Here is a 24,861-nt window from a genome sequence, read left to right as displayed (position 1 = left end):
GCCTCGCTAACCCCCCGATAATGGCACGGGTAGCTACGAAGGTCGAGGACCTCGTCCGCGAGGACCCCGCGATGGACGAGGCCCTCCGGGTCGTGCTCGACCGCGCCGAGGGCGGCACAGTCGAGTGGGCCGACGTGAACGACGAACTCACCAGCGGCCAGTGGGGTCGGCTCATCGAGAAGGGAGTCCTGAAGAGCGCGAGCGGCGACGGCTTCGCCATCCAGGACCGCGACGCGATCGAGGTGGCGCTCGACGACGACGACGTGAAGCAGGCGAAGACCGCGGCCGACGACGAGGAGACCGGCTGGACCGCCTACGACAAGGCCGCCGCCGTGGGCGCGCTCGGCATGTTCCTCGGGTACTCCATCGGGTCGGTCCGCAACGCGATCGGCCAGACGCTCGACCTCGTCCTCGGACCGCTCAACGAGGCGCTCCCGTTCTACGCCGTCGTGCTCGTCCTCGCGATGGTGACGGGGCTGTACTCGACGCTCCTGCAGGCGAACCTGATGAACACCGAGAAGATGGGCGAGTACCAGGCCAAGGCGAAGGACATCCAGAAGCGGCTCAAGGACGCGAAGGCGCGCGACGACGACGCGGCCGTCGAGCGTATCCAGAAGGAGCAGATGGAGGCGATGGGCGACCAGATGGGCATGATGAAGGAGCAGTTCCGCCCGATGGTGTGGATCATGCTGCTCACCATCCCCGTCTTCCTCTGGCTCTACTGGATGATCCTGGAGAACGGGGGGACCCTCGGCACGGTGACCATGCCCCTCTTCGGCGAGGTAGCGTGGAACAGGACCGCGTTCGTCATGCCGGCGTGGATCGTCTGGTACTTCGTCTGCTCGCTCGGGTTCACGCAGGTAATCCGCAAGGCGTTAAACATCAGCACGACGCCGTCGACGTCGTAAGACAACCTCTTTTACCCCGTGCCCCGGAGAGGGGACATGTTGATCACCGTCTCCGGACCGGCCGGCAGCGGCAAGAGCACGGCGGCCGCCGCCCTCGCCGAGGTGCTCGGTTACGAGCACGTGAGCGGCGGCGACATCTTCCGATCGGTGGCTGCAGAGCGCGACCTCACCCCCCTCGAACTGAACCGGCTCGCGGAGGAGGACGACGCCATCGACCGCGACCTCGACCGTCGCCAGCGGGAGATCGCCCGCGAGCGCGACGGCCTCGTGCTCGAATCGCGCCTCGCCGGGTGGATGGCGGGGGACTACGCCGACCTCCGCCTCTGGCTCGACGCGCCGCCCGCCGTGCGCGCCGCCCGAATCGCCGAGCGCGAGGAGAAGTCGATCGACCTCGCTCGGCGGGAGACGGAGGCCCGCGCCGAGAGCGAGGCGCTCCGCTACCGCGAGTACTACGGCATCGACATCCGGGACCGCTCCATCTACGACCTCGCGCTCAACACCGCCCGACTCGACCCCGACGGCGTCGTGGGGGTCATCGCGGCGTTCGTCGAGGTCTACGACCCCGAGCACGACGAGGGGAAGGCCCCGATCGAGGGCGTCCGCTACCAGTTCTGAGGTGACGTGACCGTGCGCGGATCCCCCGACGACCGCTCGCTCGACGACCTCCTGACTTTCGGCGTGGTCAACCTCGACAAGCCCCCCGGCCCGTCCTCCCACCAGGTCGCGGGCTGGCTCCGCGACCTCGTCGGCGTCGACCGCGCCGCCCACGCGGGGACGCTCGACCCCAAGGTGACCGGCTGTCTCCCCGTCATGCTCGGCGACGCGACGCGGATGGCGCAGGTCTTCGACGACAGCGTGAAGGGATACGTCGCGGTGCTCGAACTCCACCGCACCGCGCCGGCCGACTTCGAGGCCGTCGTCGCCGAGTTCGAGGGGGAGATCTACCAGAAGCCGCCGCGGAAGAGCGCCGTCCGCAGGCGGCTGCGCACCCGGACCGTCCACGAGCTTACGGTCCTCGAACGCGAGGACCGCCGCGCGCTCCTGCGCGTCGAGTGCGCGTCCGGGACCTACGTCAGGAAGCTCTGTCACGACATCGGCCTCGCGCTCGGGACGGGCGCGCACATGGGCGACCTGCGTCGCGTCCGGACCGGCCCGTTCGACGACACCGACCTCGCGACGATGCACGACGTGACCGACGCACTCGCGTTCGCCGACGACGGCGACGAGTCGCTCCTGCGCGAGTGCGTCCGACCCGCGGAGCGCGCGCTCGTCCACCTCCCCCGCGTCACCGTCGCCGAGAGCGCCGCGGAGCAGGTCGCCCACGGCGCACCGGTGTACGCGCCGGGCGTTCTCAACGCCGAGGACGCCGACGAGGATGCCCTCGTCGCCTGCTACACGCCCGACGCCGCGGCGGTCTGTCTGGGACGGCTCGTCGGCGACCCCGCGTCGGACGCGGGGACCGTCGTCGAACTGGAGCGCGTGCTGGTCTAGCCGTCCCGCCACGGGACGCGCTCGGACCGCTCCACGACCGCGACCTCCCCGTCGACGTACTGGGGGTACGGGAGTTCCACGTCCTCCTCGTCGCACCGTTCCTTCACCGCCTGCGCGAACGCGGAGCGGATGTCGAGGTACCGCCGGCGCGAGGGGCTTCGGATCCAGACGAACGTCTCCAGTCCGACGTACCGGTCGGCGAGTTCGTCCACGTAGACTGCCGGTTCGGGTACGTCGAGGATCTCGTCCATCCGCTCGGCCTCCTCCAGGACGATCCGCCGCGCGGTGTCGATGTCGTCGTCGTACCCGATGGTGATCGGGAGGTCGATGCGCAGTCGCGGCTTCGTGACGTAGTTGGTGACCTCGGCGTTGATCAGCGTGGAGTTGGGGACCGTGACCACCTGGTTGTCGAACGTCCGGATGCGCGTCATCCGGAAGCTGATGTCCTCGATGACGCCCTCGCGCTCGTTCCACGCGATCCAGTCGCCGATGTTGAACTTCGGATCCGAGATCATGAACAGGCCACCCACGATGTTCGAGATGATGTCGCGAGAGGCAAACCCGACCGCGAGGGTGAGCGCCGCCGCCATCGTGGCCGTCGCGGACACGAGGTTCCCGAAGCCCGCGACCGCGAACGCCACCCCGACGGCGACGACGAGGACGCTACCCCGGACCGCCTTCATCGTCGGCCGGGCGATCGTCGGCTCGGCGTGACGGGCGTCGACCACTCGCTGTGCGAGCGGGACGACCAGCCATCGGCCGACGAGTGCCAGCGCGACGAACACGACCGTGAACACCACGAGCTGCGCGAGAAATTCGAGCAACTGCGCGGCCGACTCCGCGGCGAGGTTCTCCAACCGACCGAGTTCGCCGGAGAGTTGCACGGAGGTCATACGCATGACGACCCCACTCGGCCGCGGGCGATAAGACCGCGGAACGAACCGATCTCGTGACCGTCATCGTCGGCGACGGGCCGCGTTCGGGATCGCTCGCCCCGGTCGCCGCTCGGCCGATCGCGCCGCGAGTGCGACCGTCCCGCGACGGGAGGGAAACGAAGTGCTTAACCCGGGGACTGCCATCTCTCGAAACGCGGACGCGGGACCGTGGGGTAGCCTGGTATCCTCGGCGCATGGGGTGCGTCGGACCTGAGTTCGAATCTCAGCGGTCCCACTGATTCTCTCGGCGCTGCCTGCCAGCGCCGAGTGTAGCGGTTACGAGCGCGCGGATTCGAGCAGACGAGTCGCAGCCCGCGCAGCGAGCGAGCAGGACCGTCTCGACGAGTTCGAATCTCAGCGGTCCCATGAGAAATTATATGCGCCGGCAACATCGGGCGGGAGAGCCCTCTGAAACCGCCGGGGTCGGTAGTCGAGGGTGGGCCTGATGGCGGGTCGTCTGTCGTTCGTCAGAGCCTCGGCGCTCTACGGTCCGGTGATGGGCGTCCGGACGCTCCATCCGGCGTCCGGCGCGACTGACGCGGAGGTCCGACGGGCCGTCGAGGGCGTCGGCGCAGGGCCTCGGGCTGGCCCCCGGTGACGAGCTGGTGATCGGCCACCACGCCGAGACGGGGGGCCCTTCTGCTCATCCCGGGCGAGATGTTCAGCGGGTGGTGACGCTGCTGGCTGGCTCGGTCGCTAGTCCGGCGGCGCTCACGCCTTCTCGTACGTTTCGACGGTCAGACCGGGAATCCGCTCGAAGTGTTTGACGTTGGCCGTGAGCACGGGTTCGCTCCGGACGACGCCCATCGCCCCGATGATCGCGTCCATCGGGCCGATCTCTCCTCCGCCGGCCGCGAGATCGCCGTGGATGCGCCCGGCTTTCCGCATCACCGTCGCGTCCGCCGGGACCGTCGGATAGGACTCGATCACGGCCTCGATGGCGGCCCGTCGTCCATCGGGGTCGTTGACCCGACTGATGCTGTGATAGAGTTCGAACAGCGCTGGAGTCGGGACGAACAGTACCCGCTCGTCGGCCTCGAGCGCGTCGAGTGTCGCGGTCGCCCCCGCGTGATCGAGCATCACGTCGATGATGAAATCCGTGTCGAGGAGCATCCCTCGACGGTCACTCCGTCTCCGTGGCCGACTCTCGCGCCTGCTCGATACGCTCGACGAGGTCGTCGAGATCGCGGTTACCCCGCTGCTCGGCTGCCGCGATTGCCTCGCGCATCGTCTCGCCCTCCGCCTCGGTGAGAATGCCCGACAGCTCTCGAAGCGAGCGCCCCCCGACGAGGCGGTCGAGGGTCTCCCCGACGCTCTCGTGCTCCTGCTGGTGAGCCTTGATACGCTCGTACACCCGGTTCGGGACGCGGATCGTCTTGCTCATACCTCGCCCTTCGCATCACACCTGTAACAGGCTTTCGGCGCGGTGATAGAAGTGGTCAGTCGCGGCCTAGCGGTGTCAGCGTCGTCCGCTCCTCGGCGACCTGGAGACGGCGCGCCCGTTGTTCGGCGACGCGGCGCATCTCCTCGGGATTCCGGTGGTAGTACGCCAGCGCCGCGTACACGTCCGCAAGGTCGAGATTGTGCCGGTCGGCGACCGTCTCCGGGCGGAGGCCGCGCTCCTCGACGCGGCTGTGGACGTACTGCACCGTGATGCGACTCCCCTCGATGTGGGGTTTGTCGTGGATGTCGGACTCCTCGCCCGGCACGATGCCGCCCACCTCGACGGTGCTCATACGTGTGATACGGGCAGTACGGGAGATAACGGTTGGGCCAGTCCGCGCTCGACGGTTCGTCCGGGAGTAACTTCCGGTCGACTCGCGGAAGTACTTGTAGACGAAGTAGAGCAGGTTCGCGAGGCCGGAGTTCCATAGCCACTGATGAGTTCCCGACTTCGACCTGTGCGTCCTGAATCTGCTGCTGTAGGTCAGTCGAACTCACGAGTCTGCCCGTCACGACAGCCGTAGCGTCTAGAGAAACCCCCTAGGTTAGGTGTTTTCTGAACGCAGATCAAGTGGGAGCCACCGCGATACGTGATGACTGTTATCCCGGTGGAGGACTAACCGCGGGCATGTCGCGATACGAGGCTTCCTTCGAGATAGACTCGAAAACGGATTCGTACGCCGCTCGGCGCATCCTGGAGCGAGCCTACGACACGATTCGAGAGGAGTCACGAAGCGTCCGGGAGGGCTCGGACGACGCGAGCGAACTGCTTCAGGGGTTCAGAACGCTTCGAGACGCAGCGAAGCATCCGACGACGGGCAGACTGACGATCATCTACGAGCAACATGACGACGAATTCGACGACTGAGGTCGCGAAACGCCCGTCGGGGATTCCGGCGAACGCGGGGGAGGAGACGCGGGGGAGAGATCCGGTGCCAGTTCGTCACGCGATCGCGTTTCCGTCCCTACAAGTGTCTACACGGGAATGAGCTACCATGGTAGACCTGATCTCCGTCGGCGGACTGCTCCTCGCGTTCTTCCTCGTCTTCATGAACGGGGTGTTCGTGGCTGCGGAGTTCGCGTTCGTCAAGGTCCGGCCGACCCAGGTGAACGCGCTCGTCGAGCGGGGCAAGCCCGGTGCGACCCTGGTGCAGGACGCCCTCCGGAACCTGGACGACTATCTCGCGGTCAGCCAACTGGGGATCACGCTCTCCTCGCTGGGCCTCGGATGGATCGGCGAACCGGCCGTGGCGGCGATCATCGAACCCGTCCTCGGTCAGGTACTTCCCGGCGGGGCGATTCACCTCGTCGCGTTCGCGCTCGGGTTCGGCTTCATCACGTTCCTCCACGTCGTGTTCGGCGAACTCGCGCCGAAGACGTTCGCCATCCAGGAGGCCGAGCGGATCGCGCTCCTCGTGGCCCCGCTCATGAAGTTCTTCTACTACGCGTTCATGCCCGGCATCATCGTCTTCAACGGTACCGCCAACTACTTCACTCGCCTCGTCGGCGTCTCGCCGGCGTCCGAGAGCGAGGAGACCCACACCGAAGAGGAGATCCGGATGATCCTCACCCGCTCGGAGGAGACGGGACACATCGACCTCGACGAGGTCGAGATGATCGAGAGCGTCTTCGAACTCGGGGATACGGTCGCCCGCGAGGTCATGGTCCCGCGCCCGGACGTGGAGACCGTGCCCGCCTCGATGCCGCTCTCGGAGCTGCGGTCCGTCGCCGCCGACGGGACCTACACGCGCTACCTCGTGCTCGAGGAAGACGGGGAGCGACCGGTCGGGTTCGTCCACGCCAAGGACGTCCTGCGAGCGATCGAGACGGCGGCGGATCGCGACGACTCGCTCACCGCTGGCGAACTCGCCCGAGAGGTGCTCGTCGTCCCGGAGACGCGACGGATCGACGAGATCCTCGCCGAGTTTCAGACGTACGGAGGGGGACAGATGGCCGTCGTGATCGACGAGTGGGGAGTCTTCGAGGGGATCGTGACCATCGAGGACATCCTGGAGGAGATCGTCGGCGACATCCAGGACGAGTTCGACACGGCGGCCCAGGAACCCTCCATCGAGGAGCGGAACGACGGGACGTACGTCGTCGACGGTGGCGTTCCGATCCAGAAGGTGAACGATCGACTGGACGCCGGATTCGAGAGCGAGGACGTCGAGACGATCGGAGGGTTCGTGTTCAGTCACCTCGGGAGAGTCCCTGAAGTCGGCGATCAGATCGAACAGAAGGGGTACACCCTCGAAGTCGAGGCCGTCGAAGACGCTCGAATCGAACGCCTCGTGATCCGACAGGCGCAGTCAGTGCGGGAGACGAGCGACGAGTAGGTCGAACAGCGATGCGGCGAACCGCAGCTACTCCGGAGCTTACCTCCTCCGCCTCCCTGGACACGTCGAGTGCTGACGGTCCACCGGTACGGATACGAGCCTTTTTTCCCCCGCTGTAACGTCTGTTCTGTGTGTCCTTCTGTCTGCCCGCTCTACTCGCCCAGAGTGCCGCTCCGTCCACGGTGACGGGGGATATGCTCGTCGTATTCGCGCTCATCCTCCTCGCGCTCGTTCTCTTCGCGACCGAGCGGTTCCCGATCGACGTCACCGCCATCCTGGTGATGGTCCTGTTGATGGTGCTCGAACCGTGGACGCAGATCTCCGCGCGCGAGGGCATCTCCGGCTTCGCCAGCCCTGCGACCATCACCGTGCTGGCGATGCTCATCCTGAGTACCGGCGTCAATCGGACCGGTATCGTCCAACTGCTCGGTCGGAAGATGGCCGCGTTCGCGGGGAACGACCGGCGCAAGCAACTCGCCGCGACGATCGGCGTCACCGGTCCGGTCTCGGGGGTCATCAACAACACGCCGGTCGTGGCGATACTGGTCCCCGTCATCGCCGATCTCGCACACGAGGGGAGGACCTCGCCGTCGAAGCTGCTCATGCCGCTGTCGTTCGCCTCGATGCTCGGCGGGACGCTGACGCTCATCGGCACGTCGACGAACATTCTCGCGAGCGATATCACGGCCCGGCTCGGTGCGGAGTCCCCCGGTCTCGGGCTGCACGCGTTCGGGATGTTCGAGTTCACCAAGCTCGGCGTCGTCGTCTTCGCGGTCGGGTCAGTCTATCTCGTGACGGTCGGCGTTCGGTTGCTCCCCGAGCGGGTTCCCGCCGAGGAGGACCTCGTCGAGGAGTACGCCCTCCAGGAGTACCTCACGGACGTCGTCGTTCCCGCGAACTCGTCGCTGATCGGGCAGACCGTCGGAGAGGCGCTCGGAGGGGACGAACTCGACATCGACGTGTTACAACTGATCCGATACGGGGAGCGGTTCGACGAGCCGCTCGCTCGCAAGGAGATCCACGAGCGCGACACGCTCCGGCTCCGGACGAACCGGGGGACGCTCGAGCGCATCATGGACGCGGAGGGCCTCGCGCTGGCCGGCGGACCTCGGACCGAGGACGACCTGCATCCCGACGATGGCGACCCCGTCCTCGTCGAGGTGGTCGTTCCGTCGGGATCGTTCCTCGTCGGCGAAACCCTGGCGAGTTCGACGTTCCGACAGCGCTACTCCGCGAACGTCCTCGCCTTTCGAACCCGCGGTGACGTGGTCCGCGACCGATTCGAGGACATCCGTATTCGCGTCGGCGACACCCTTCTCGTGCAGGCACCGCCGGACAGCCTCACCCGTCTCGTCCGGAACGAGGACTTCATCGTCGCCCACGAGTTCGACGAGGTGACCTACCGGACCGAGAAGATCCCGTTCGCGGTCGCTATCATCGCCGGCGTCGTCGCACTGCCGGCGCTGAACGTCCTCCCGATCGTCGTCTCGGCGCTAGCGGGGGTGGTAGCGATGGTCTTCACCGGCGTCCTCAGACCGACCGAACTCTACTCGTCCGTCGAGTGGAACGTGATCTTCCTCCTGGCGGGGGTGATTCCGCTCGGGATCGCCCTGCAGCAGACGGGGGCGGCCGCGCTTCTGGGGGACGCCGTCGCGTCGACGGCGACGTTCCTGCCGGCGATCGGCGTCCTGTGGGTGTTCTACCTCGCGACCGGCCTGTTGACGAGCGTCATCAGCAACAACGCGAGCGTCGTCCTCATGATCCCCGTCGCCGCCAGCGCCGCTCAGTCGATCGGAGCGAACGCGTTCGCGTTCGTGTTGGCCGTGACGTTCGCGGCCTCGACGGCGTTCATGACCCCCGTGGGGTACCAGACGAACCTGTTCGTCTACGGCCCCGGCGGCTACCGGTTCTCCGACTTCCTCCGCGTCGGAGCGCCGTTGCAGTTGCTCCTGTCGGTCGTCACCGTCCTCGGGATCGCGTTCTTCTGGGGCGTCCGCGCGTAACTCGCGGCGCTCACGCTCGGCGTGGCCCTCGCTCGGAGGTGAGTCCAAAAAACGAAGCGAACCGCCGTCACCGCGCGGTGACCGGTCGCGTCTCAGGCGCGGACGACGTTCGTCGCGCGCGGGCCCTTGGGGGCCTGTTCGATGTCGAACTCGATGTCCGTTCCCTCTTCGAGGTCAGCGCCGCCAACGTCCTCCATGTGGAAGAACACGTCGTCGTCCGCATCCTCGGTGGAAATGAAACCGTAACCGCCTGTGTGATTGAAGAAATCAACCGTACCGTTTGCCATTACGAACAGACGTAGCCCCCGCCGACGGATAACGGTTCTGCGGCTCGCGGTACCACGACCCACCGCTGTCGATATCTCCCCGCCACGACCGGCAGGGCGTCTCCCGGGCGAAGCCCGCCCGGCGTGGGAAGGTGCGTTTCGTGGCCGACGCGTGGAGTGCACGCCCCCCTTATGACCCCGCTACCGCTAACCCCTACCACGTGGAGGAGTCAGCGTCTGGTGGGCCACCGGGCTTACGTTTCGGTGAGACGGATGTCCGATCGACCGCCGGGGCTCGGCCCTATCGGAGGGCTCCGACGACGGGTGACTGTCGCGTTTCGACGGAACGGGAGACGTGCGTACCACACTCGGTTCACCACGTTCGTACGGTTGTCGCTTCGAGATGGCACTCTACCCTCCCCAAGACGATGTTTAGAGTCCGCCAATCCGGATCGGCCGAACGCACGACCCTCCGATCGGTCGTCATCAGAGTGCCGAACAGTCGTGGATTGCGATAGTCGACGACAGGGTGAAACGTCTGGTCGGGCTATAGTGGGTAAGGGAGAACAGGGCAGGGATCGCTGGCGAAGCCGGTAGGTGCGATCGATCCGCGAACCGAGCCACGTCAGTTATCGCTCGAACTCCGGGGACGGTCCATACACTGTCCCACGTTCGATGCCCGACACCACACAACGGCCAACAATGGATAGAGAAAATTCCAAGCAAACGGTAGAACTTCGAACGATCGACGGAATCGACGTGCTAGTCAACACGGATCCGAGAGAGATCTTCATCGACCTTTCGACGTCGAACCCTCGCTACATTCGTGTTCAGGAAGGTGACCGTATTCAAGAGGGTGACGTCAGCACGCGAACGCCCGCTGAGATGGCCGGACCGCTGCTCACGAACTGGCGTATCGAGTCGGTCGCGACCGAGACGGTAACGGGAGCAGATGTCGACACGGGTGAGACGCGGGAATGGGATCGAGAACAGCTGGTACAACGCCTCGTGGCCGGCGAATTCAGCGCGGAGCTGACGACGTTTGATCGGGTAAGCGTGACCGAGATCGAGGAGTGGCGAGCGGGCCATCCGGTCGACAGCACCGAAGAGGCAAGACCGTACGTGATCGCAGTTGCGTACGGGAACAACGGAGAGAAGTTCACGCAGCTGTACGCCGCGACCGAAGCTGGAGACTGGGACTCGCTAGAGGTGGTACAGCAGGATCCCCGCATCCGAACCTTCAGCGAAGAGCTCCGGGAACGCTTCGACGACGCTGTGGACAAGACGCTCGAGGTCGAACAGCGATTTCACTAGATCAGGCCTCGATTCGCGGCCGGCAGGTGTTTCGACGCTCGCACTACCCGTCTCGTCGAAGTAGATCCGGGATCCCCTAAGAGAGGTCGCCGATGTTACCTCCGAGCCACTATCCGTAGAGTTGCCCCGCTCTTCGGCGGTGGGTGCTTTTCGAGCGGTCGTCTGCACGAGTGATACTCCGCCGGTGGTCGATCGAACGGTCGGTATTATCCGGGAGCCACTCCGGCTTCGGACGCCTCGCTCTGACGCTCCCAGAGGTAGCGACTGGGGACGATCCACGCGAGCCCGTAGAACAGACAGCGGCGGGCCGGTCCACGGATCCGCGCCCCGCACCGTCACGTAGGTGGTGACGCCGAGCGCGAACGGGAGACCGACCGGTAGTGCGGTGACGGGAAGCCAGTCACCGGGTCGCGGGGGCGTCTCGGCGTCGGCGCGGAGCGTCGCGACGCCGAACGCGAGTGCGCCGAGCAACCTGAGGAGGATCATCGCGGCCGCGCCGAGTGGATCGACGACCGCGGCCGCTGCCTCGTTCGGGACGGTAAGGAGGGTGAGCCCCGTGATCGTCAGTAACGCTCCTCCGAGGAGGCCGCTGAGAACACTCATCCGCATCCATAGCCGGGGCGTCGGCTGTTCTGTCCGTTGTCGTTCGTAGTGCGCCGTCGCGACCTCCTGATCCGCTAGCGTCCGGACTCGGGCTCTCGGTACGTGCGTCGCGGCTTAACCGCATATTTACGAAAGGACGGACGCTCGTGGTTTCCGGCCGACGACACCCCGCGAGGTCCCGTCGACCGATCCCCGTTCCGGCACCCGAATCCCGAGCCGAACGCCGAACCTGCGCCCGATCGTGACAGTAACGCAAACGGGGGCCTCACGCCAATCTCCTTTACGATGGCCGTCGTAGGGCCGATCGAGGTGTACCACAATGCCAGTTAGAACCTCAGAAGCGACGTGGCGAGGCGACCTGCGCGACGGTGACGGCGACTTCGTCGTCGGCGACGACGTATTCGAGGGCGAGTTCACGTTCGTCTCGCGTTTCCAGGAGGGAGAGGAGGGAAAGACGAACCCGGAGGAACTCATCGGAGCCGCCCACGCTAGCTGTTTCTCGATGGCCCTCGCGAACGGCCTCGCACAGGACGAGTACGACCCCGAGCGCATCCACACCACGGCGAGCGTCCACCTGGAGGACGGCGCGATCACCCGCATCGAACTCGACGTGGAGGCCGAGATTCCCGAGATCGACGACGAGACGTTCCAGGAGTACGTCTCGGAGGCCAAGTCGGGGTGTCCCGTCTCGCAGGCGCTCTCCGCCGTCGAGATCGAGGCGAACGCGACGCTAGCGTAGATCGGATCCGTCGCGGAACCGGGGACCGAAGACCGCGACTCGAGAACGTGCCCTCTTTATTCGCCGCCTCGATCCCGACCCGAACCGCGTCGATCGGGACGCGGTGGGTCCCTTCGACGAGAGTGCAGTGAGCGACTACCTCCGACGGAGCGCCACCAGCGCAGCGACGGCGACGGCGACGAGCGCGGCGGCGACGCCGAAGCCGGGACCGACCTCGTTGGAACCGTCGGACGCGCTCGCGTTCGTCTCGTCGGTCTCGTTCGTCCCGTCGCTCTCGCCGGTCTCGTTCGTCCGGTTCGTCCCGTCGGCGGTCCGTGTCGGCGTCGCGGTCTGGTTGAGTTCCTCACCGTCGGGCGTACCGTCGTCGTCAGAGTCGACTTCGGTCGGCGAGAGCCCCTCCTCGACCTCGGTGCCGTCGGGGACGCCGTCACCGTCGGTGTCGTTGTTGGTAGCGTTCGTCCCGCGCCTGACCTCCTCGCCGTCGGGGAGGCCGTCGCCGTCCGTGTCGCGCTTCGTGGGGTCGGTCCCGAACTTGTTCACCTCGATGCTGTCGGAGAGGCCGTCGCCGTCCGTGTCGCTGTAGGTCGGATCCGTGCCGTACTCGTTGACCTCCTCGCCGTCGGAGAGGCCGTCGCCGTCCGTGTCGGCGGCGTTCGGATCGGTGTTGTACCGCCCCGTCTCGTTCTCGTCGGTGAGGCCGTCGCCGTCAGAGTCCGGCGGTGCGCTCGCGTTCGTCTCGTTCGTCCCGTTCGCCTGCGCCACGGCCGTCAGATCCGCCCACGCGCTACCCGCGGCGTCGGGATGTGCGCCGTCCGAGGTACGCCCCGCCAGCGCCACCCCTGAGAGCGACGTACACACGACGGCGAGGACGACCGCGACGACGAGCGTTACTCTGAGACGTGTAAACGACATGGATTCACCACAACGTCACGGGGTTAGTATCTTCCCCCGGGCGGACCTGACCGACCGATCGACGTCCCGCCATCGGTCGGTTGCGCCGACCCCCCGACCGGCCTATCCGTCGACAGTCGGGACCCACTGACCGTATGGAACTCGAGCCCGTCTCGGTGAGCCCTACGGTGTGATCCTCGGTACGTTCACCGTTTCGTTACTCTATTAATCGTCGGATAACGCCGCTCCGTACGTCGGTAGTACTCTACCGGTTCGAAGACGGTACCCACGACCTTATATTCTCTATCTCTGGGCATAACTAATATCTCCGGTAAGGAGATGTGAAAATATGGCAACGAGTGAAGGTTCGCCCTGCGGCGGTGGCCGACCGGCGGCGCGGGCGAGGCGACACCGCGAGTCGAGCACGAGGGGGACACCGCGAGGAGATCCGGTCCGCGACGGTCCTTCGCCGTCGCGGAGAGATCGCCCCGCTACCCGTTCGAATAGTGACAGTGTATCTGACATCTACGCACGTAGCCACGAGCCACATTCCACTGGCCGTGAGAGTCAATCGACAGGAGGCAACTGATGGCGACGACACACGAAACCGAGACCCCCACGGGCGGTGAACTGCGCGATCCGACGACGCTCCCCCCGCAGCGCGAGTGCGTGCGCTGCGGCGGCGACCGGTTCCACGTCTTCGGGCGCGACGGCGAACGACCGCAGTTCGTCTGTCCGGCCTGCGGCGTCCGTCTCGACACGAACCAGTCCGAGACGGACGCGACGGAACGGACGACGTCGAACGATCGAACGCTACTCGCGGACGTGCTCCCGGCGTTCGCGCTGCTGCGCAAGTGGCGCGAGTGAAGCGGGCCATCCCGCACAGGACGGCCCGTACGCCGGCCGTCCTCCGAGTGCGGGGAAGAACCCCGGGGGGAGCGTAGCGCTCGGCCGACGCGGTGGATCACCACCGTTAATGCGGCCCCCGCCCCCCGTCGGGTATGGATGCCGCCGTCGTCGTGCCCGCGTACAACGAGCGCACCGCCGTCGTTCGGGCGCTGGACGCGCTCGCCGATCAGGGCGCGGCGGTCGTCGTCGTCGTCGGGGGCGACGACGGCACCGAGGCGGCCGCCCGGGACCACCCGGCGACCGACCGCGTCGTTCGCGACGCGGCCGAGGACGGCCCCGCCGCCGCCCGCAACCGGGGGGCTCGCGCCGCGAGCGCCGAGGTCGTCTGCTTCACCGACGCCGACACCGTCGTCCCGCCCGGCTGGGTCGCCCGGCACCTGAGCCACTACCACGACGACCGCGTCGTGGGCGTCGGCGGTCCGCTGCGGCCGCTCGATGGGAGCCGAACGGACGAGGTGCTGTTCAAACTCCTCTCGGACTACTGGTACCGCGTCTCCTGGCCCGTCGGCTTCGTCCAGGCGAGCGGTAACAACTGTAGCTACCGCCGGGAGGCCTTCCTCGCGGCCGGCGGGTTCGACGAGTCGCTCCCGTTCATGGAGGACACCGACTGCTCGCTCCGGATGCGCGCCCGCGGGAGACTGGTGTACGATCCCCACGCGTGGGTCCACACCTCCGTCCGCCGGCAGCGCGAGGAGGGCTACGGCGGCCTCTTCCTGCGCTACGCGGTCGGGTACGCCCGGTACGCGCTCGGCCGGGACCCCGGCGAGGGTTACTTCAGGGACTGGTGAAGCGCGGACGCGGGAGGAACACGAGAGCGGAAGGCGGAAACGGACTCGGGACAGGTGGTAGGCGTTTCCGGTGACGCAACCGGGATACGACCCCGCCGTGATGGGGCACCATGGTCCGAGTCGAGACGGGCGCGCGCCTCCACTTCGGGTTCCAGAACCTCTCGCTCGCCCACGAGCGCCTCTACGGCGGCGTGGGCGTGGCGCTCGACGAACCGCGCGCGACCGTCGAGGCTACCCCCGCCCCGACGCTCGACGCCGATCCGATCGTCGAGCGCGCCGCCCGCCGCGCCTGCGGGGTGCTCGGCGTCCCCGGGGCGCGCGTCCGCCTCGTCGAGCCCCTCCCCCGGCACGTCGGTCTCGGGAGCGGCACGCAGCACGCCCTCGCGACGCTCGCCGCCGTCGCGAGGGCGCACGATCGACCCGTCCGCGTCCGCGAGCGCGCCCCCGCCCTCGACCGCGGCGGGCGCAGCGGCGTCGGCGTCGCGGCGTTCGAGGCGGGCGGGTTCGTCGTGGACGCGGGCCACCCCGCCGAGCGGTTCACCACCGCCCCGCCGCCGCCGGGCGAGTGGACCGTCCCCGCGGTCGCCGCGCGCCACGACGTGCCCGACGACTGGCGCTTTCTCCTCGTACTCCCGGTGGCCGAGAGCGGAAAGCACGGCCCGGACGAGGACGAGAGCATGCGCTCGGTGATCGAGCGCGCGGACGCGACGATCGCGGACGACCTGGCGGCCGTCCTCACCCGGCGGATCCTCCCCGCGGTCGCGGAGGGCGACCCCGACCGGTTCGGTGCGGCTGTCGCCGCCTTCGGCCGCCTCAACGGCGCGTGGTACGCCGACGAACAGGGCGGCGTGTATCGCCCGCCCGCGGGCGACGTCGTCGCCGCCCTCCGGGGATCGCCCGCCGTCTCGGGCGTCGGCCAGTCCTCGTGGGGACCGACCGTCTACGGCGTGACGACCGCGACGCGCGCCGAGGCGGCCGAGGAGGCCGCCCGCGCGACCCTCGAGGAACTGGGCATCGAGGGCGAGGTGCGCGTCGTCGCCGCGCGCAACGAGGGCGCGCTCGCGAGCGACGACAGCGACGCGTGACTTTTGCACCTCGGGCGACTACGTGAACTCATGCAGTTCTGCGACGACTGCGGTTCGCTGATGCACGCCGACGTTACCGAGCGAAGCTCGGCAGGCAACCGGACGAAGTCCGGTGACGGGGACGAGATGGTCTGCTCGTCCTGCGGCGCGCGCGTCGCCAAGGACGCGGAGCGCGCCGCACAGTTCGTCAGCACCGAGCGACAGACGTTCGACGACGTGATCGAATCGTCCGAGGAGGCGGCCGACGAGGGCCTCCCGAGCACCGAGGCGACCTGCGATGAGTGCGGACACGACCGGGCGTGGTACACGATCAAGCAGACCGCGAGCGCCGACGAACCCCCGACGCGCTTCTTCAAGTGCCAGGAGTGCGGCCACCGCTGGCGCGGCTACAACTAGACTACCCCTCGAACCGGAACGTGCCGTCCCGCTGGACGACCTCGCCGTCCACCTCGATGCGCGAGTCCCGACGCACGTCCACGAGCATGTCGACGTGGGTCGCGCTCGCGTTGAACTCGTCGCCGTCCCAAAGACCTCCGTCAAAGTCGGTGAAAGCGGAGTTGAAGCTAGCGACGGCCGTCGCTCCGCCTTACCCCTTTCGACCGTCGCCGAACTCATCCTCGATGACGACCTTCGCCCGGCGGAGGTCGTCGTCGGTTCCCCGCCTGTGGGCCGCCCACTCGTCGTCCAAGAGGCGGGGCCGGCGGACGGCGAGGTGGACGAGGACGCACGCGCCCTCGCCGACCGGGAACAGCCGCGAGCGGGAGAACTCCGACGCCCCCGTCTCGTCGACCACCTCGACGTCGGCGATCCCGAACTCGCGGTCGAGGTGCGGGTAGACCGTGAACTCGTCGCCGGCCGGTCCGGTCGCGCGGAACGCGCCCCGCCCGGTCCGCTCGATCGCGCTGGCCCGGTTCGGATACAGCGTCGGGAACGCCTCCGGGTCGGTCACGCGCGGCCAGACCGCGTCGAACGGCACGGCGAAGAACACGCTCGACACGTGGGTGTCCGCCGCCGTGAGCGTCGGGTCCATGCGCTCCCGGAGGCGTCGCGGAGATATACGCTGTCGGCCGTGGACCGCGACGTTATCCGGGGCGGGCGTCGAGTACCCGCTCGCCGTCGCGGCGGTACGCTCGACGGGACGCCGCGCGTATCGCCCGCCGAAGGACGTATGCCTCCGTGGGACCCAGTAGAGGGCGTGACCGCGCCCCGCCGCGTCGAGGTCCACCCGGGCCGTGAGGCGATCGTCGAGTTCGATCCCGAGTTGACCTTCGAGTGCGTCCCCGAGTGCACGTGGTGCTGCCACCACGGCGTGTTGCTGTACGAGGAGGACTTCGCGGAGCTCGCGAAGCGCGAGAACCTGAACCGCTCGACGAAGCAGCTCCGGGGGCGCGACTTCGTCAAGCGCGAGGACAAGGACCGCGAGGAGCACGTCGACGTGGACGGCCGCGCGTGCCACTTCCTGCGCGACGACGGCCTCTGCGCGCTTCACGCCGAACACGACTGGAAACCCACCCGCTGTTCGGTCTTCCCGCTCTCGGTGAGCGTCGTGGACGGCGAGATACACGTCGACGTACGCGACTCCGCGCGCACCTACTGCGAGGGGCTCGGCGTGAGCGACCGGCGGATCGTGGACCATCTGGACGCCTTCCTCCCACCCCTGCTGTGGGATCTCGACGACCCGACGAGCGACGTCGTCATCGAGTAGCGCCCGCTCTACGGTAGCGATGCCGCCGATCCCGCGCCGGTCAGCTCAGGGCGATCCACGCGAGGAAGACGGCGAACGCGCCGAGGGACGTGCTCGCGACCGCGTGGGTGCGCAGGCGGTCGAGCAGGCGGTGGTCGCCCGCCGAGATCTGGGCCACCTCCGTCACTTCGCTGCCGACCTCGCAGCGCGGCAGGAAGTCCATCGCCACGTGGAGGAACACCCCGGCGGCGAAGCCGAAGACCGCGGCGTTCGTCGCGGACGCGCTGGGCAGGCCGACCGCCGCCGCCGGGATGGCGGTGAGACCGACCCCGGCCGCCGGGAGCAGGAGGACCGTCGCGGTCCGTCCCTCTCGAACGAGACGACGCGCGGCGGCGTACCCCGCCGGCCCCTTGTGCGAGACGATGGCGAGCCCCAGCAGGAGGCCGAGCTCGGGCATCGCCCCGTAGATCAGCCCGATGATCGCCCCCGCGGAGAGGGCGTGGGCGGCCAGCTGCGCGGCAGTCGCGTCGAACGGGAGGTCGAGGTGGGCGGCGCGGTGGCCGAGCGCGTGCGACCCGAACCCGACGAGCAGGCCGGCGGCGACGCCGAAGCCGCCGATCTTCGGGTCGAGGCCGATCGCCTGCGGGAGCAGGAAGGCCCCGGCGCTCGCCACCATCGCGCCGCTGGCGAGGCCGTAGCCCCACACCAGGCGGCGGGCGTTCACCCCGTCGGCCGCCCGGACGCCGAGCGGTATCGCCCCCGCCATCGCCGCGAACGCCACCCAGCTGATCGCCGTCACCTTCCACAGGTCGACCGTCAGCGCGAACGCCGACAGCGCGACCAGCGCGACGACCGCGGACAGACCGATCGGGGAGTACGCACCCGCCGCCGTCCGGGTGACGGTGTTCGTGATACCCATCTAGTTAACAACTCGTTGCCTCACGTTACTAAAACGCTCGGTTCGTCGTCAGCGCGTCGCCCGCCTCCACGCCGAGAGATCGACGACCCGACCGTCCACCTCCTCGGCGGGGGCGTCGGTCGCCGCCCAGGCGAACATCGGCGCGACGTCGTCGGGGTCGCGTCCCGTCCCCCCGGTGAGGTCCGTCGAGACCGTCCCCGGGTCGATCACCCCCACCGCGGCGTCGAGTTCGGCGGCGAACTGCCGGACGAGCGCCTCCGCGAGCGCCTTCGAGACGGCGTAGGAGCCGTACCCGGGCCTCGCGTCGCGCGCGACGCCCCCGGAGGGGACGAGCACGCGCGCGCCGTCGTTCAGGTGCGGGACCGCCTCGCGGACGGCGGCGTAGACGCCCCGGCCGTTGGTGCGGAGGTGGTCGTCGACGGCGGCGTAGGACTCCTCGGCGAGCGGCGTCTCCCCCGGCGCGCCGTGGTAGACGCCCGCGCAGGGGACCAGGAGGTCGATACCGCCCCCCTCGCGCGCGGCGACCGCCATCAGCCGTTCGAGGTCGAACTCGTCGCGGGCGTCCGCCCGGAGCGCCGTCGCGCTCCCGCCGCCGGCCTCGACGTCCGCGACGACCGGTTGGAGCGCGTCCTCCCCCCGCGCGCACAGCACGACGTGCGCCCCCCGTTCGGCGAACAGTCGGGCGACGCTCGCCCCGATACCCCGGCTCGCGCCAGTCACCACCGCCGTCGACTCTTCCATGCGGGGTCCCACTCGCGCCGGGCGCTTCGTCGTTTCGCAGGCCGTCGGAGGTCGAGCTACGGCGTCCGGCGCTCGAACGACAGCCCCGAGCGCACGCCGTAGGCGTCGTCGAGCCGGCGCAATCCCTCGAAGAGACAGAGCGCGCCGTGGGGGACGATCCCTCGCGGGGCGCTCAGTTCCGCCAGCCGATCGCCGTCGGTCAGCGACACCCACTCCGCGTCCGACCCCTCCCAGTTCATCGACAGCCCGTCGCGGACGTCGCGGTAGTACGCAGGCGACTCGACGAACAGCAGGGCGCAGAGGAGCACGTTCCCGCCGACGGCGTTGCAGGCCGCCGCCGCGAAGTCGAGGTGCGCCTCGCCGCGCTCTGCGAGCCGCTCGAGGCGGGTCACCGACTCGTGGGCGAGCGGGTCTCTAGCCCCACCCTCCGCGTCGAACAGCTCCTCCGCGAACTCGGTGAGGAGGGCGCGGCGGACGCTCGGCGGCTCGCCCGCCGAATCCGGAGCGACGATCCCCGACGCGCCGATTCCGACCCGCCCGGGGTAGTGGGCGACGTCGGCCGAGCGTCGGTAGCAGAGGGTCGCGTGGCCGTCGCCGGTGTCGAACACCGGGAGGAGGCCCGCCCCGAGGACGTTCGGCGGCAGGTCCGCCCGGAAGAACGACGCGGCGTCCGGGAACCGTCGCTCCCGGCGGGGGAGGGAGAGCGCGTCGACGATCCCGCCGAGCGCGTCGTCGGGGGCGTCGGGCGACGCGCCGGCGTCGTAGAGCGCGCGCGTCAGTTCCTCGCCCAGCCCGACCGCCGTCGAGCAGCCCGAGAAGTAGTCCGAGCGCGTGACGGGGAAGGGCGGGCCGTCCGCGTCCATCGCGCTCACGGCGTACGTCTCGCCGTTCCAGAGTTCTGCGTCGCCGCCGCTGCGGTCGGCGTGGCGGGCGCGGAGGGCGGCGACCACCGACTCGTCGATCGCGGTGCGTTTCGCGTCCCGGTACGGGCCGAGGACGCCCGACACGCCCGACCGCCCGGCGAGCCACCCCCGGCGCGCGACGAGCGGGTAGGTCCGCTCCGCGCCGTCGACCGCGACGGCGTAGAGGCGGCCGTCGCCCTCCGGGCGGTAGTACCGGACCGCCGCGCGCTCGGCGAGGTTCGTCGCGGCCGCGGCGCGCCGCCACCGGCGGTAGCCTTCCGTCATCGCTCTCGGCGAACGGTTCGCCCGCCGCCGGTATAGCACTTCGCGCTCGGCAGTGACCGCGGTCGGCGGAAGGGGAGTCGCGTCGGGCCGACCGCACCGTGGGCGTCGCGCGCTACCGCCTGCGGGCGCGGCGGAGGAACGCCACCGCCGCGCCGAGTATCGCCACGTTCTTGACGAAGTGGTTCCGCTCGTTGGCCCGCTGCTCGTCGGGCGCGTTCCAGAAGTCGTGCATCGTCGGCGTTATCGCCGCGAGGAACGTCGCGACGGCCGCCGTCGCCAACCTGGGCAGTCGCCAGAGCGCGACGCCCAGACTACCGAACGCGAGCAACCCCGTCGCCAGCGGGACGAGGCGGTCGGGGGCGGGGACGCCGTTCGCCTCCGCGTACGCGATCTGTCCGTCCATGTTCCGGAAGCCGTCTATCGCCGTGTACGCGAGCACGCCCCCGAACAGGAGGCGGCCGAGCAACGAGGGCGGATCTCGCCCCCCGTCGGCTCCCTCGCGGGCGTCCGTCCCCGTCATCGACCGTCACCCGCCGCAGTGGGCGTCGCTACGTCGTTCATGCACGCTACTGGACGCGCGGGCGGGAGTTAAGCCCCGAGATCGTCCGGAGGCTTGCCGCTATCCGCGTCGGCTCCCGCGGAGGCCGGGGCGCGGCGAGATCGACGAGCGCTCCCCTCCTTCGTCGCGAGCGATAGGTCTGAACGAGCGGGTTTTAGTTCGCTCCGACTAACAGTTGCCCATGGTCCTACGACGGGACGCGGACGGGACGCCCCTCGCCGGACGGTCGGTCGCCGTCGTCGGTGGCGGGTTCGGCGGCCTCTCCGCGGCCTGCTACCTCGCGCGCGACGGCGCGGACGTGACGCTGCTGGAGAAGAACGGGCAGGTCGGCGGGCGCGCTTCGCGGCTGGAGGCGGAGGGGTTTCGCTTCGACATGGGGCCGTCGTGGTACCTCATGCCCGACGTCTTCGAGCGCTTCTTCTCGCACTTCGGCGAGCGCCCCGCCGACTACTACGAGCTGGAGCGCCTCGACCCCCACTACCGTATCTTCTACAAGGACGGCGACCGGATCGACGTGACCGACGACCGCGAGGAGATGGTGGCGCTGTTCGAGTCGATCGAACCCGGCGCGGGCGAGGCGCTCGAGTCCTACCTCGAGACGAGCGAGACGCACTACGAGGTGGCGATGGAGCACTTCGTCTACGAGGACCGCCCCCGCCTGCGCGACTGGGTCGACCTCGACGTGCTGCGCGCCGCGCCGATCGGCCTGCAGCTAATCGGAACGATGGACGACTACGTGGCCGACTACTTCGAGAACCCGAAACTCCGGCAGATCATGCAGTACACGCTCGTGTTCCTCGGTGGGTCGCCGAAGAACACCCCGGCGCTCTACAGCATGATGGCGCACGTGGACTTCAACATGGGCGTGTTCTACCCCGACGGCGGGATCGGCGCGGTCGTGGACGGCCTCGCCGACCTCGCGTCTGGGCTGGGCGTCTCGGTCGAGACGGACGCCGAGGTGGTCGAGATCACGAAGCGCCGCGAGGGATTCCACGTCGAGACTGTAGACGGAGCGGTCCACCGTCCCGACTTCGTCGTCAGCGACGCCGACTACGCCCACACCGAGCAGGACCTCCTCCCGGAACACGAGCGCCAGTACGACGCCGACTACTGGGCGTCGCGCACCTACGCGCCGAGCGCCTTCCTGCTCTACCTGGGCGTGGAGGGGAGCGTCGATCCGCTCGCGCACCACACGCTCGTCCTCCCGACCGACTGGGACGGGCACTTCGCGGACATCTTCGACGACCCCGCCTGGCCCGACGACCCCGCGTACTACGTCTGCGCCCCGAGCGTGACCGACGACTCGGTCGCCCCCGAGGGCCACGGCAACCTGTTCGTCCTCGTCCCGATCGCCCCCGGACTGGAGGACACCCCCGAACTGCGCGAGGCGTACCGCGAGTTCGTCCTCGCCGACCTCGCGGAGAACGCCGGCGTCGACCTCCGCGACCGGATCGTCTTCGAGAAGTCGTTCTGCGTCGAGGACTTCGCCGACCGCTACAACGCGACCCGGGGCACCGCGCTGGGGCTCGCGCACACCCTGCGCCAGACGGCGCTCCTCCGCCCGCCCCACCGCTCGAGAGCCGTCGACGGCCTCTACTTCACCGGCGGGTTCACCACCCCGGGCATCGGCGTCCCGATGTGCCTCATCAGCGGTGAGCATACGGCGTCCGCGCTCGTAGACGACCTGTGATGAACGGAAGCGACGAGCGCCACCTGCGCGTCGGCCTCGACGACCTCCTCCCCCCGGAGTCGACGCGCCTGGGACACCTGCTCCGGCTGTCGCGCCCCCGCTTCTGGTTCTACCTCGCGGGACCCGTGATCGTCGGGGCCGCCTACGCCGCCGGGAGCGTTCCGGAACTCCTCTCGCCGATCGCGCTCGCGCTGTTCGCGTACTTCCTCGTCCCGGCGAACGTCTACCTCTACGGGGTCAACGACGTCTTCGACGCCGAGATCGACGCCCACAACGAGAAGAAGGAGGGGCGCGAGGTGCGCTTCGAGGGGGGCCGTCTCGTCCTCGGAGTCGTCGCCGCCAGCGGCCTGCTCGGGGTCGCGCTCGTCCCGTTCCTCCCGGTCCCGGCGCTCGTCGCGCTCGCCGCCTTCGCGTTCCTCGCCACGGAGTACAGCGCGCCGCCGCTGCGGTTCAAGACGACGCCCCTCCTCGACTCGGCGTCGAACGGGCTGTACGTCCTCCCCGGCGTCGTCGCCTACGCCGCCGTCGCGGGCGAGTACCCCCCGGTCGCCGCCGTGGCGGGCGCGTGGCTCTGGACCATGGGGATGCACACGTTCTCCGCGATCCCGGACGTCGAACCGGACCGCGCCGCCGGCATCCGCACGACCGCGACGGTCCTCGGGGAGCGCCGCGCGTACGCCTACTGCGCGGCCTGCTGGCTCGCCGCGGCGGCCGTCTTCGGCCTCGTCCACCCGTTCTTCGCCGCGGTGCTGCTCGCCTACCCGCTTCTCGTGTTCGCCATCGCGCGCTCCGGAGTGTCGGTCGAGCGGGCGTACTGGTGGTACCCGGCGATCAACACGCTCGTCGGCGCGGTGATCACGCTCGGGGGGCTCTGGGTGCTCGTCCATGGCTGAGGTCGGCGCGACGGCCGCCCGGGCGCGCGTCGAGGCGCGCCTCGACGATCTCGTCCGCGGGAACCGGTTCGTCATCGCGGTCGTCTTCCCGGTCGTCGGGGCGGTGCTGCTGGTCGCGAGCGCGGAGTCGTTGCTCGGCCCGCTCAACTACAACCCGTATCTCATCCTCGCCGGGGTCGTCGTGATGCGCCTCCCGCTGATCGCGGGCGTCGCGCCGCTGCTCGACCGCCGGGCGACGGCGGCGCTCCTCGCTCTGACACTCTACGCCTACGGCGTCGAGTACCTCGGTGTGACGACCGGGTGGCCCTACGGGCAGTTCGAGTACGCGGTCGACCTCGGGCCGATGCTGTTCGGGGCGATCCCGGTCGGCCTGCCCGTGTTCTTCTTCCCCCTCGTGCTGAACAGCTACCTGCTCTGCCTGCTCCTGCTCGGCGGGCGCGCGGACCGGGCGCGGGTGCGCCTGCCGGCCGTCGTCCTCGCGGTCCTCGGGATGGACCTCGTGCTCGATCCCGCCGCGGTCTCCGTCGGCTTCTGGACGTACGCGAACGGCGGGGCCTACTACGGCGTCCCCGTCTCGAACTACCTCGGCTGGGTCCTCTCGGCCGCGGTCGCCGTCCTCGCCCTCGACCTCGGCTTCGAGCGGGCGGGCCTCCTCTCCCGCCTCCGGGAGTGCGAGTTCATGCTCGACGACCTCGTGAGCTTCGTGCTGCTCTGGGGACCGATCAACGCCTACTTCGGCAACTGGGTGCCCGTGGGCGTCGCCGCGCTGTTCGGCCTCGGACTGCTCTACACCGACCGCTTCGACTTCGACGTGCGCGGCTCGGTTCCGGGAGTCGGGGCGCGCTGACGCAGCAATGCTATCCTGGTCAGAGACCGGAACGGATAGACCCGCGCCGGACGTAGCCCCTCCCATGCTCCGCGCCCGAGACGTGATGACGACCGACGTGGAGACCGTCGCGCCCGACGCCGAGGTGAGCGAGGTGCTCTCGCGGCTCGCGAAGGCCGACTTCAACGGCTTTCCCGTCGTCGAGGGGGACCGCCTGGTCGGCATCGTGACGCAGGGGGACCTCGTTCGGCTCTTCCAGACGGAGGACCGCGTCCTCTGGATCCCGATCGGCCTCCCGCCGTTCACCGAGACGCTCACCTACGCGGTGAACGTGTCGTGGGACGACCTCGACCTGGGGATCGACCTCGCGAAGAACGCGAGCAGGCCGATCCGGGAGGTGATGACGGCCGACGTGGTGACGGTCGAACCGGACGACGACATCGACCGACTGCTCGACCTGCTGTCCGGCGAGATCAACCGCCTGCCGGTCGTGGAGCGGCCGGATCGGGACCCCGCCGCGGATCGGACGGACGTCGACGGGACCGGTCGGCTGGTCGGCATCGTCACGCGGGAGGACGTCATCCGGGCGCTCCGGGACGAACGGGCGGGGACGACGGAGGGGAAAGGGAGGAGGCAGGCGGACTGAGGTCG

30 protein-coding genes, 1 tRNA gene and 1 pseudogene are annotated in these 24,861 nt (G+C 69.0%); 19 read left to right on the top strand and 13 right to left on the bottom strand.

Going from position 1 to position 24,861, the window contains the following annotated elements; all coding sequences use genetic code 11:
• The first annotated feature begins 20 nt into the window (after positions 1-20).
• From P1K31_RS01650 to P1K31_RS01640, 3 genes are read left to right on the top strand one after another with little or no spacing between them, the layout of a single operon-like run.
• Complete coding sequence (locus P1K31_RS01650) at positions 21-908, top strand: DUF106 domain-containing protein (protein ID WP_276304538.1); 888 nt, start codon at positions 21-23, stop codon at positions 906-908.
• 36 nt (positions 909-944) lie between these two features.
• Positions 945-1,523: a (d)CMP kinase gene (cmk, locus tag P1K31_RS01645; protein WP_276304537.1), complete on the top strand. Its 579-nt coding sequence runs from the start codon at positions 945-947 to the stop codon at positions 1,521-1,523.
• Positions 1,524-1,529: 6 nt separating this feature from the next.
• Positions 1,530-2,399, top strand: a complete 870-nt coding sequence (locus tag P1K31_RS01640; protein ID WP_276304536.1) for an RNA-guided pseudouridylation complex pseudouridine synthase subunit Cbf5 — start codon at positions 1,530-1,532, stop codon at positions 2,397-2,399.
• Here the strand turns inward: P1K31_RS01640 and P1K31_RS01635 are convergent.
• The gene (locus tag P1K31_RS01635; RefSeq protein WP_276304535.1) at positions 2,396-3,292 is read right to left on the bottom strand and encodes a mechanosensitive ion channel family protein; all 897 of its coding nucleotides are present in this window, start codon (positions 3,290-3,292) and stop codon (positions 2,396-2,398) included. The two genes, P1K31_RS01640 and P1K31_RS01635, sit on opposite strands and share 4 nt — an antisense overlap.
• Positions 3,293-3,496: 204 nt before the next feature.
• Between P1K31_RS01635 and P1K31_RS01630 the strand changes: the two genes are divergently transcribed.
• A tRNA-Pro gene (locus P1K31_RS01630) sits at positions 3,497-3,569 on the top strand.
• 210 nt (positions 3,570-3,779) lie between these two features.
• Positions 3,780-3,932 (top strand): hypothetical protein, encoded by a 153-nt coding sequence (locus tag P1K31_RS01625; protein WP_276304534.1) that lies wholly within the window; start codon positions 3,780-3,782, stop codon positions 3,930-3,932.
• 113 nt (positions 3,933-4,045) lie between these two features.
• Here the strand turns inward: P1K31_RS01625 and P1K31_RS01620 are convergent, their stop codons facing one another.
• Genes P1K31_RS01620 through P1K31_RS01610 form a run of 3 tightly spaced genes read right to left on the bottom strand, consistent with a single transcriptional unit; the run spans position 4,046 to position 5,070 of the window.
• Positions 4,046-4,447, bottom strand: a complete 402-nt coding sequence (locus P1K31_RS01620) for a PIN domain-containing protein (protein WP_276304533.1) — start codon at positions 4,445-4,447, stop codon at positions 4,046-4,048.
• 10 nt (positions 4,448-4,457) lie between these two features.
• Positions 4,458-4,718, bottom strand: a complete 261-nt coding sequence (locus tag P1K31_RS01615) for an antitoxin VapB family protein (protein WP_276304532.1) — start codon at positions 4,716-4,718, stop codon at positions 4,458-4,460.
• Positions 4,719-4,773: 55 nt separating this feature from the next.
• Positions 4,774-5,070: a DUF433 domain-containing protein gene (locus tag P1K31_RS01610; RefSeq protein ID WP_276304531.1), complete on the bottom strand. Its 297-nt coding sequence runs from the start codon at positions 5,068-5,070 to the stop codon at positions 4,774-4,776.
• Positions 5,071-5,405: 335 nt separating this feature from the next.
• Between P1K31_RS01610 and P1K31_RS01605 the strand changes: the two genes are divergently transcribed.
• The 3 genes from P1K31_RS01605 (at position 5,406) to P1K31_RS01595 (ending at position 9,116) form a co-directional block, all read left to right on the top strand.
• Entirely contained in the window at positions 5,406-5,645 is a 240-nt protein-coding gene (locus P1K31_RS01605) for a hypothetical protein (protein WP_276304530.1), read from the top strand.
• 127 nt (positions 5,646-5,772) lie between these two features.
• Positions 5,773-7,113 carry a hemolysin family protein gene (locus P1K31_RS01600; RefSeq protein WP_276304529.1) on the top strand — a complete coding sequence of 447 codons (1,341 nt, stop codon included), beginning with the start codon at positions 5,773-5,775 and terminating at the stop codon, positions 7,111-7,113.
• Positions 7,114-7,307: 194 nt separating this feature from the next.
• Positions 7,308-9,116 (top strand): SLC13 family permease, encoded by a 1,809-nt coding sequence (locus P1K31_RS01595; protein WP_368410822.1) that lies wholly within the window; start codon positions 7,308-7,310, stop codon positions 9,114-9,116.
• Positions 9,117-9,208: 92 nt separating this feature from the next.
• Here the strand turns inward: P1K31_RS01595 and P1K31_RS01590 are convergent, their stop codons facing one another.
• On the bottom strand, positions 9,209-9,403 hold the full coding sequence (locus P1K31_RS01590) for a cold-shock protein (protein ID WP_254544118.1): 195 nt from the start codon (positions 9,401-9,403) through the stop codon (positions 9,209-9,211).
• Between the two features lie 681 nt (positions 9,404-10,084).
• Between P1K31_RS01590 and P1K31_RS01585 the strand changes: the two genes are divergently transcribed.
• Entirely contained in the window at positions 10,085-10,696 is a 612-nt protein-coding gene (locus tag P1K31_RS01585) for a hypothetical protein (protein ID WP_276304528.1), read from the top strand.
• Here P1K31_RS01585 and P1K31_RS01580 read toward each other — a convergent pair.
• Positions 10,586-11,299, bottom strand: a complete 714-nt coding sequence (locus P1K31_RS01580; protein WP_276304527.1) for a hypothetical protein — start codon at positions 11,297-11,299, stop codon at positions 10,586-10,588. The two genes, P1K31_RS01585 and P1K31_RS01580, sit on opposite strands and share 111 nt — an antisense overlap.
• A gap of 319 nt (positions 11,300-11,618) precedes the next feature.
• Between P1K31_RS01580 and P1K31_RS01575 the strand changes: the two genes are divergently transcribed.
• Positions 11,619-12,038, top strand: a complete 420-nt coding sequence (locus P1K31_RS01575) for an OsmC family peroxiredoxin (protein ID WP_276304526.1) — start codon at positions 11,619-11,621, stop codon at positions 12,036-12,038.
• Positions 12,039-12,173: 135 nt separating this feature from the next.
• Here the strand turns inward: P1K31_RS01575 and P1K31_RS01570 are convergent, their stop codons facing one another.
• Positions 12,174-12,950 (bottom strand): PGF-CTERM sorting domain-containing protein, encoded by a 777-nt coding sequence (locus P1K31_RS01570; RefSeq protein WP_276304525.1) that lies wholly within the window; start codon positions 12,948-12,950, stop codon positions 12,174-12,176.
• 567 nt (positions 12,951-13,517) lie between these two features.
• Between P1K31_RS01570 and P1K31_RS01565 the strand changes: the two genes are divergently transcribed.
• The 4 genes from P1K31_RS01565 (at position 13,518) to P1K31_RS01550 (ending at position 16,107) form a co-directional block, all read left to right on the top strand.
• Positions 13,518-13,796, top strand: coding sequence for a hypothetical protein (locus P1K31_RS01565; RefSeq protein WP_276304524.1), 279 nt, complete (start codon positions 13,518-13,520; stop codon positions 13,794-13,796).
• A gap of 134 nt (positions 13,797-13,930) precedes the next feature.
• The gene (locus P1K31_RS01560) at positions 13,931-14,626 is read left to right on the top strand and encodes a glycosyltransferase family 2 protein (protein ID WP_276304523.1); all 696 of its coding nucleotides are present in this window, start codon (positions 13,931-13,933) and stop codon (positions 14,624-14,626) included.
• Positions 14,627-14,736: 110 nt separating this feature from the next.
• Entirely contained in the window at positions 14,737-15,711 is a 975-nt protein-coding gene (locus tag P1K31_RS01555) for a beta-ribofuranosylaminobenzene 5'-phosphate synthase family protein (RefSeq protein WP_276304522.1), read from the top strand.
• Between the two features lie 30 nt (positions 15,712-15,741).
• Complete coding sequence (locus tag P1K31_RS01550; RefSeq protein ID WP_276304521.1) at positions 15,742-16,107, top strand: RPA12/RPB9/RPC11 RNA polymerase family protein; 366 nt, start codon at positions 15,742-15,744, stop codon at positions 16,105-16,107.
• A 1-nt stretch (position 16,108) separates the two neighbouring features.
• Here P1K31_RS01550 and P1K31_RS01545 read toward each other — a convergent pair.
• Positions 16,109-16,225 (bottom strand): annotated as a pseudogene (locus P1K31_RS01545) (aminopeptidase); the annotation flags it as partial.
• A gap of 72 nt (positions 16,226-16,297) precedes the next feature.
• Positions 16,298-16,741 carry a hypothetical protein gene (locus tag P1K31_RS01540; protein ID WP_276304520.1) on the bottom strand — a complete coding sequence of 148 codons (444 nt, stop codon included), beginning with the start codon at positions 16,739-16,741 and terminating at the stop codon, positions 16,298-16,300.
• A gap of 138 nt (positions 16,742-16,879) precedes the next feature.
• Here P1K31_RS01540 and P1K31_RS01535 point away from each other — a divergent pair, with 138 nt between their 5' ends.
• Positions 16,880-17,416 carry a YkgJ family cysteine cluster protein gene (locus tag P1K31_RS01535; protein ID WP_276304519.1) on the top strand — a complete coding sequence of 179 codons (537 nt, stop codon included), beginning with the start codon at positions 16,880-16,882 and terminating at the stop codon, positions 17,414-17,416.
• Between the two features lie 40 nt (positions 17,417-17,456).
• Here the strand turns inward: P1K31_RS01535 and P1K31_RS01530 are convergent, their stop codons facing one another.
• From P1K31_RS01530 to P1K31_RS01515, 4 genes are all read right to left on the bottom strand, one after another.
• Positions 17,457-18,314, bottom strand: a complete 858-nt coding sequence (locus tag P1K31_RS01530; RefSeq protein ID WP_276304518.1) for a ZIP family metal transporter — start codon at positions 18,312-18,314, stop codon at positions 17,457-17,459.
• A 48-nt stretch (positions 18,315-18,362) separates the two neighbouring features.
• On the bottom strand, positions 18,363-19,055 hold the full coding sequence (locus P1K31_RS01525; RefSeq protein ID WP_276304517.1) for an SDR family NAD(P)-dependent oxidoreductase: 693 nt from the start codon (positions 19,053-19,055) through the stop codon (positions 18,363-18,365).
• A 56-nt stretch (positions 19,056-19,111) separates the two neighbouring features.
• Positions 19,112-20,242, bottom strand: a complete 1,131-nt coding sequence (locus P1K31_RS01520) for a hypothetical protein (protein ID WP_276304516.1) — start codon at positions 20,240-20,242, stop codon at positions 19,112-19,114.
• 112 nt (positions 20,243-20,354) lie between these two features.
• On the bottom strand, positions 20,355-20,762 hold the full coding sequence (locus P1K31_RS01515) for a DoxX family protein (RefSeq protein WP_276304515.1): 408 nt from the start codon (positions 20,760-20,762) through the stop codon (positions 20,355-20,357).
• A gap of 220 nt (positions 20,763-20,982) precedes the next feature.
• Here P1K31_RS01515 and crtID point away from each other — a divergent pair, with 220 nt between their 5' ends.
• From crtID to P1K31_RS01495, 4 genes are all read left to right on the top strand, one after another.
• Positions 20,983-22,491 carry a bifunctional phytoene desaturase/3,4-desaturase gene (gene crtID / locus P1K31_RS01510; RefSeq protein ID WP_276304514.1) on the top strand — a complete coding sequence of 503 codons (1,509 nt, stop codon included), beginning with the start codon at positions 20,983-20,985 and terminating at the stop codon, positions 22,489-22,491.
• Positions 22,491-23,384 carry a prenyltransferase gene (locus P1K31_RS01505; RefSeq protein ID WP_276304513.1) on the top strand — a complete coding sequence of 298 codons (894 nt, stop codon included), beginning with the start codon at positions 22,491-22,493 and terminating at the stop codon, positions 23,382-23,384. Before crtID ends, P1K31_RS01505 begins: the two co-directional genes overlap by 1 nt.
• Entirely contained in the window at positions 23,377-24,231 is an 855-nt protein-coding gene (cruF, locus tag P1K31_RS01500; RefSeq protein WP_276304512.1) for a bisanhydrobacterioruberin hydratase, read from the top strand. Before P1K31_RS01505 ends, cruF begins: the two co-directional genes overlap by 8 nt.
• A 64-nt stretch (positions 24,232-24,295) precedes the next feature.
• Positions 24,296-24,856 (top strand): CBS domain-containing protein, encoded by a 561-nt coding sequence (locus P1K31_RS01495; protein WP_276304511.1) that lies wholly within the window; start codon positions 24,296-24,298, stop codon positions 24,854-24,856.
• The last annotated feature ends 5 nt before the right edge of the window (positions 24,857-24,861 follow it).

The sequence above is a fragment of the Halomarina halobia genome (assembly GCF_029338575.1).
GTDB classification, from domain to species: domain Archaea; phylum Halobacteriota; class Halobacteria; order Halobacteriales; family Haloarculaceae; genus Halomarina; species Halomarina halobia.
The sequence above is the reverse complement of the archived record's forward strand: the minus strand, read 5'-3'. Positions and strand labels throughout refer to the sequence as shown.

What these genes read in the sequence shown, in the direction of transcription:
- P1K31_RS01595 (WP_368410822.1), top strand. Translation starts at nt 7,308, where the DNA reads ATGCTCGTCGTATTCGCGCTCATCCTCCTCGCGCTCGTTCTCTTCGCG.
- P1K31_RS01610 (WP_276304531.1), bottom strand. Translation starts at nt 5,070, where the DNA reads ATGAGCACCGTCGAGGTGGGCGGCATCGTGCCGGGCGAGGAGTCCGAC.
- P1K31_RS01540 (WP_276304520.1), bottom strand. Translation starts at nt 16,741, where the DNA reads ATGGACCCGACGCTCACGGCGGCGGACACCCACGTGTCGAGCGTGTTC.
- P1K31_RS01520 (WP_276304516.1), bottom strand. Translation starts at nt 20,242, where the DNA reads ATGACGGAAGGCTACCGCCGGTGGCGGCGCGCCGCGGCCGCGACGAAC.
- P1K31_RS01605 (WP_276304530.1), top strand. Translation starts at nt 5,406, where the DNA reads ATGTCGCGATACGAGGCTTCCTTCGAGATAGACTCGAAAACGGATTCG.
- P1K31_RS01600 (WP_276304529.1), top strand. Translation starts at nt 5,773, where the DNA reads ATGGTAGACCTGATCTCCGTCGGCGGACTGCTCCTCGCGTTCTTCCTC.
- P1K31_RS01570 (WP_276304525.1), bottom strand. Translation starts at nt 12,950, where the DNA reads ATGTCGTTTACACGTCTCAGAGTAACGCTCGTCGTCGCGGTCGTCCTC.
- P1K31_RS01590 (WP_254544118.1), bottom strand. Translation starts at nt 9,403, where the DNA reads ATGGCAAACGGTACGGTTGATTTCTTCAATCACACAGGCGGTTACGGT.
- P1K31_RS01525 (WP_276304517.1), bottom strand. Translation starts at nt 19,055, where the DNA reads ATGGAAGAGTCGACGGCGGTGGTGACTGGCGCGAGCCGGGGTATCGGG.
- P1K31_RS01580 (WP_276304527.1), bottom strand. Translation starts at nt 11,299, where the DNA reads ATGAGTGTTCTCAGCGGCCTCCTCGGAGGAGCGTTACTGACGATCACG.
- P1K31_RS01530 (WP_276304518.1), bottom strand. Translation starts at nt 18,314, where the DNA reads ATGGGTATCACGAACACCGTCACCCGGACGGCGGCGGGTGCGTACTCC.
- crtID (WP_276304514.1), top strand. Translation starts at nt 20,983, where the DNA reads ATGGTCCTACGACGGGACGCGGACGGGACGCCCCTCGCCGGACGGTCG.
- P1K31_RS01495 (WP_276304511.1), top strand. Translation starts at nt 24,296, where the DNA reads ATGCTCCGCGCCCGAGACGTGATGACGACCGACGTGGAGACCGTCGCG.
- P1K31_RS01625 (WP_276304534.1), top strand. Translation starts at nt 3,780, where the DNA reads ATGGCGGGTCGTCTGTCGTTCGTCAGAGCCTCGGCGCTCTACGGTCCG.
- cmk (WP_276304537.1), top strand. Translation starts at nt 945, where the DNA reads ATGTTGATCACCGTCTCCGGACCGGCCGGCAGCGGCAAGAGCACGGCG.
- P1K31_RS01575 (WP_276304526.1), top strand. Translation starts at nt 11,619, where the DNA reads ATGCCAGTTAGAACCTCAGAAGCGACGTGGCGAGGCGACCTGCGCGAC.
- P1K31_RS01505 (WP_276304513.1), top strand. Translation starts at nt 22,491, where the DNA reads ATGAACGGAAGCGACGAGCGCCACCTGCGCGTCGGCCTCGACGACCTC.
- P1K31_RS01560 (WP_276304523.1), top strand. Translation starts at nt 13,931, where the DNA reads ATGGATGCCGCCGTCGTCGTGCCCGCGTACAACGAGCGCACCGCCGTC.
- P1K31_RS01535 (WP_276304519.1), top strand. Translation starts at nt 16,880, where the DNA reads ATGCCTCCGTGGGACCCAGTAGAGGGCGTGACCGCGCCCCGCCGCGTC.
- P1K31_RS01555 (WP_276304522.1), top strand. Translation starts at nt 14,737, where the DNA reads ATGGTCCGAGTCGAGACGGGCGCGCGCCTCCACTTCGGGTTCCAGAAC.
- P1K31_RS01515 (WP_276304515.1), bottom strand. Translation starts at nt 20,762, where the DNA reads ATGACGGGGACGGACGCCCGCGAGGGAGCCGACGGGGGGCGAGATCCG.
- P1K31_RS01615 (WP_276304532.1), bottom strand. Translation starts at nt 4,718, where the DNA reads ATGAGCAAGACGATCCGCGTCCCGAACCGGGTGTACGAGCGTATCAAG.
- P1K31_RS01620 (WP_276304533.1), bottom strand. Translation starts at nt 4,447, where the DNA reads ATGCTCCTCGACACGGATTTCATCATCGACGTGATGCTCGATCACGCG.
- P1K31_RS01585 (WP_276304528.1), top strand. Translation starts at nt 10,085, where the DNA reads ATGGATAGAGAAAATTCCAAGCAAACGGTAGAACTTCGAACGATCGAC.
- P1K31_RS01650 (WP_276304538.1), top strand. Translation starts at nt 21, where the DNA reads ATGGCACGGGTAGCTACGAAGGTCGAGGACCTCGTCCGCGAGGACCCC.
- P1K31_RS01635 (WP_276304535.1), bottom strand. Translation starts at nt 3,292, where the DNA reads ATGACCTCCGTGCAACTCTCCGGCGAACTCGGTCGGTTGGAGAACCTC.
- cruF (WP_276304512.1), top strand. Translation starts at nt 23,377, where the DNA reads ATGGCTGAGGTCGGCGCGACGGCCGCCCGGGCGCGCGTCGAGGCGCGC.
- P1K31_RS01565 (WP_276304524.1), top strand. Translation starts at nt 13,518, where the DNA reads ATGGCGACGACACACGAAACCGAGACCCCCACGGGCGGTGAACTGCGC.
- P1K31_RS01550 (WP_276304521.1), top strand. Translation starts at nt 15,742, where the DNA reads ATGCAGTTCTGCGACGACTGCGGTTCGCTGATGCACGCCGACGTTACC.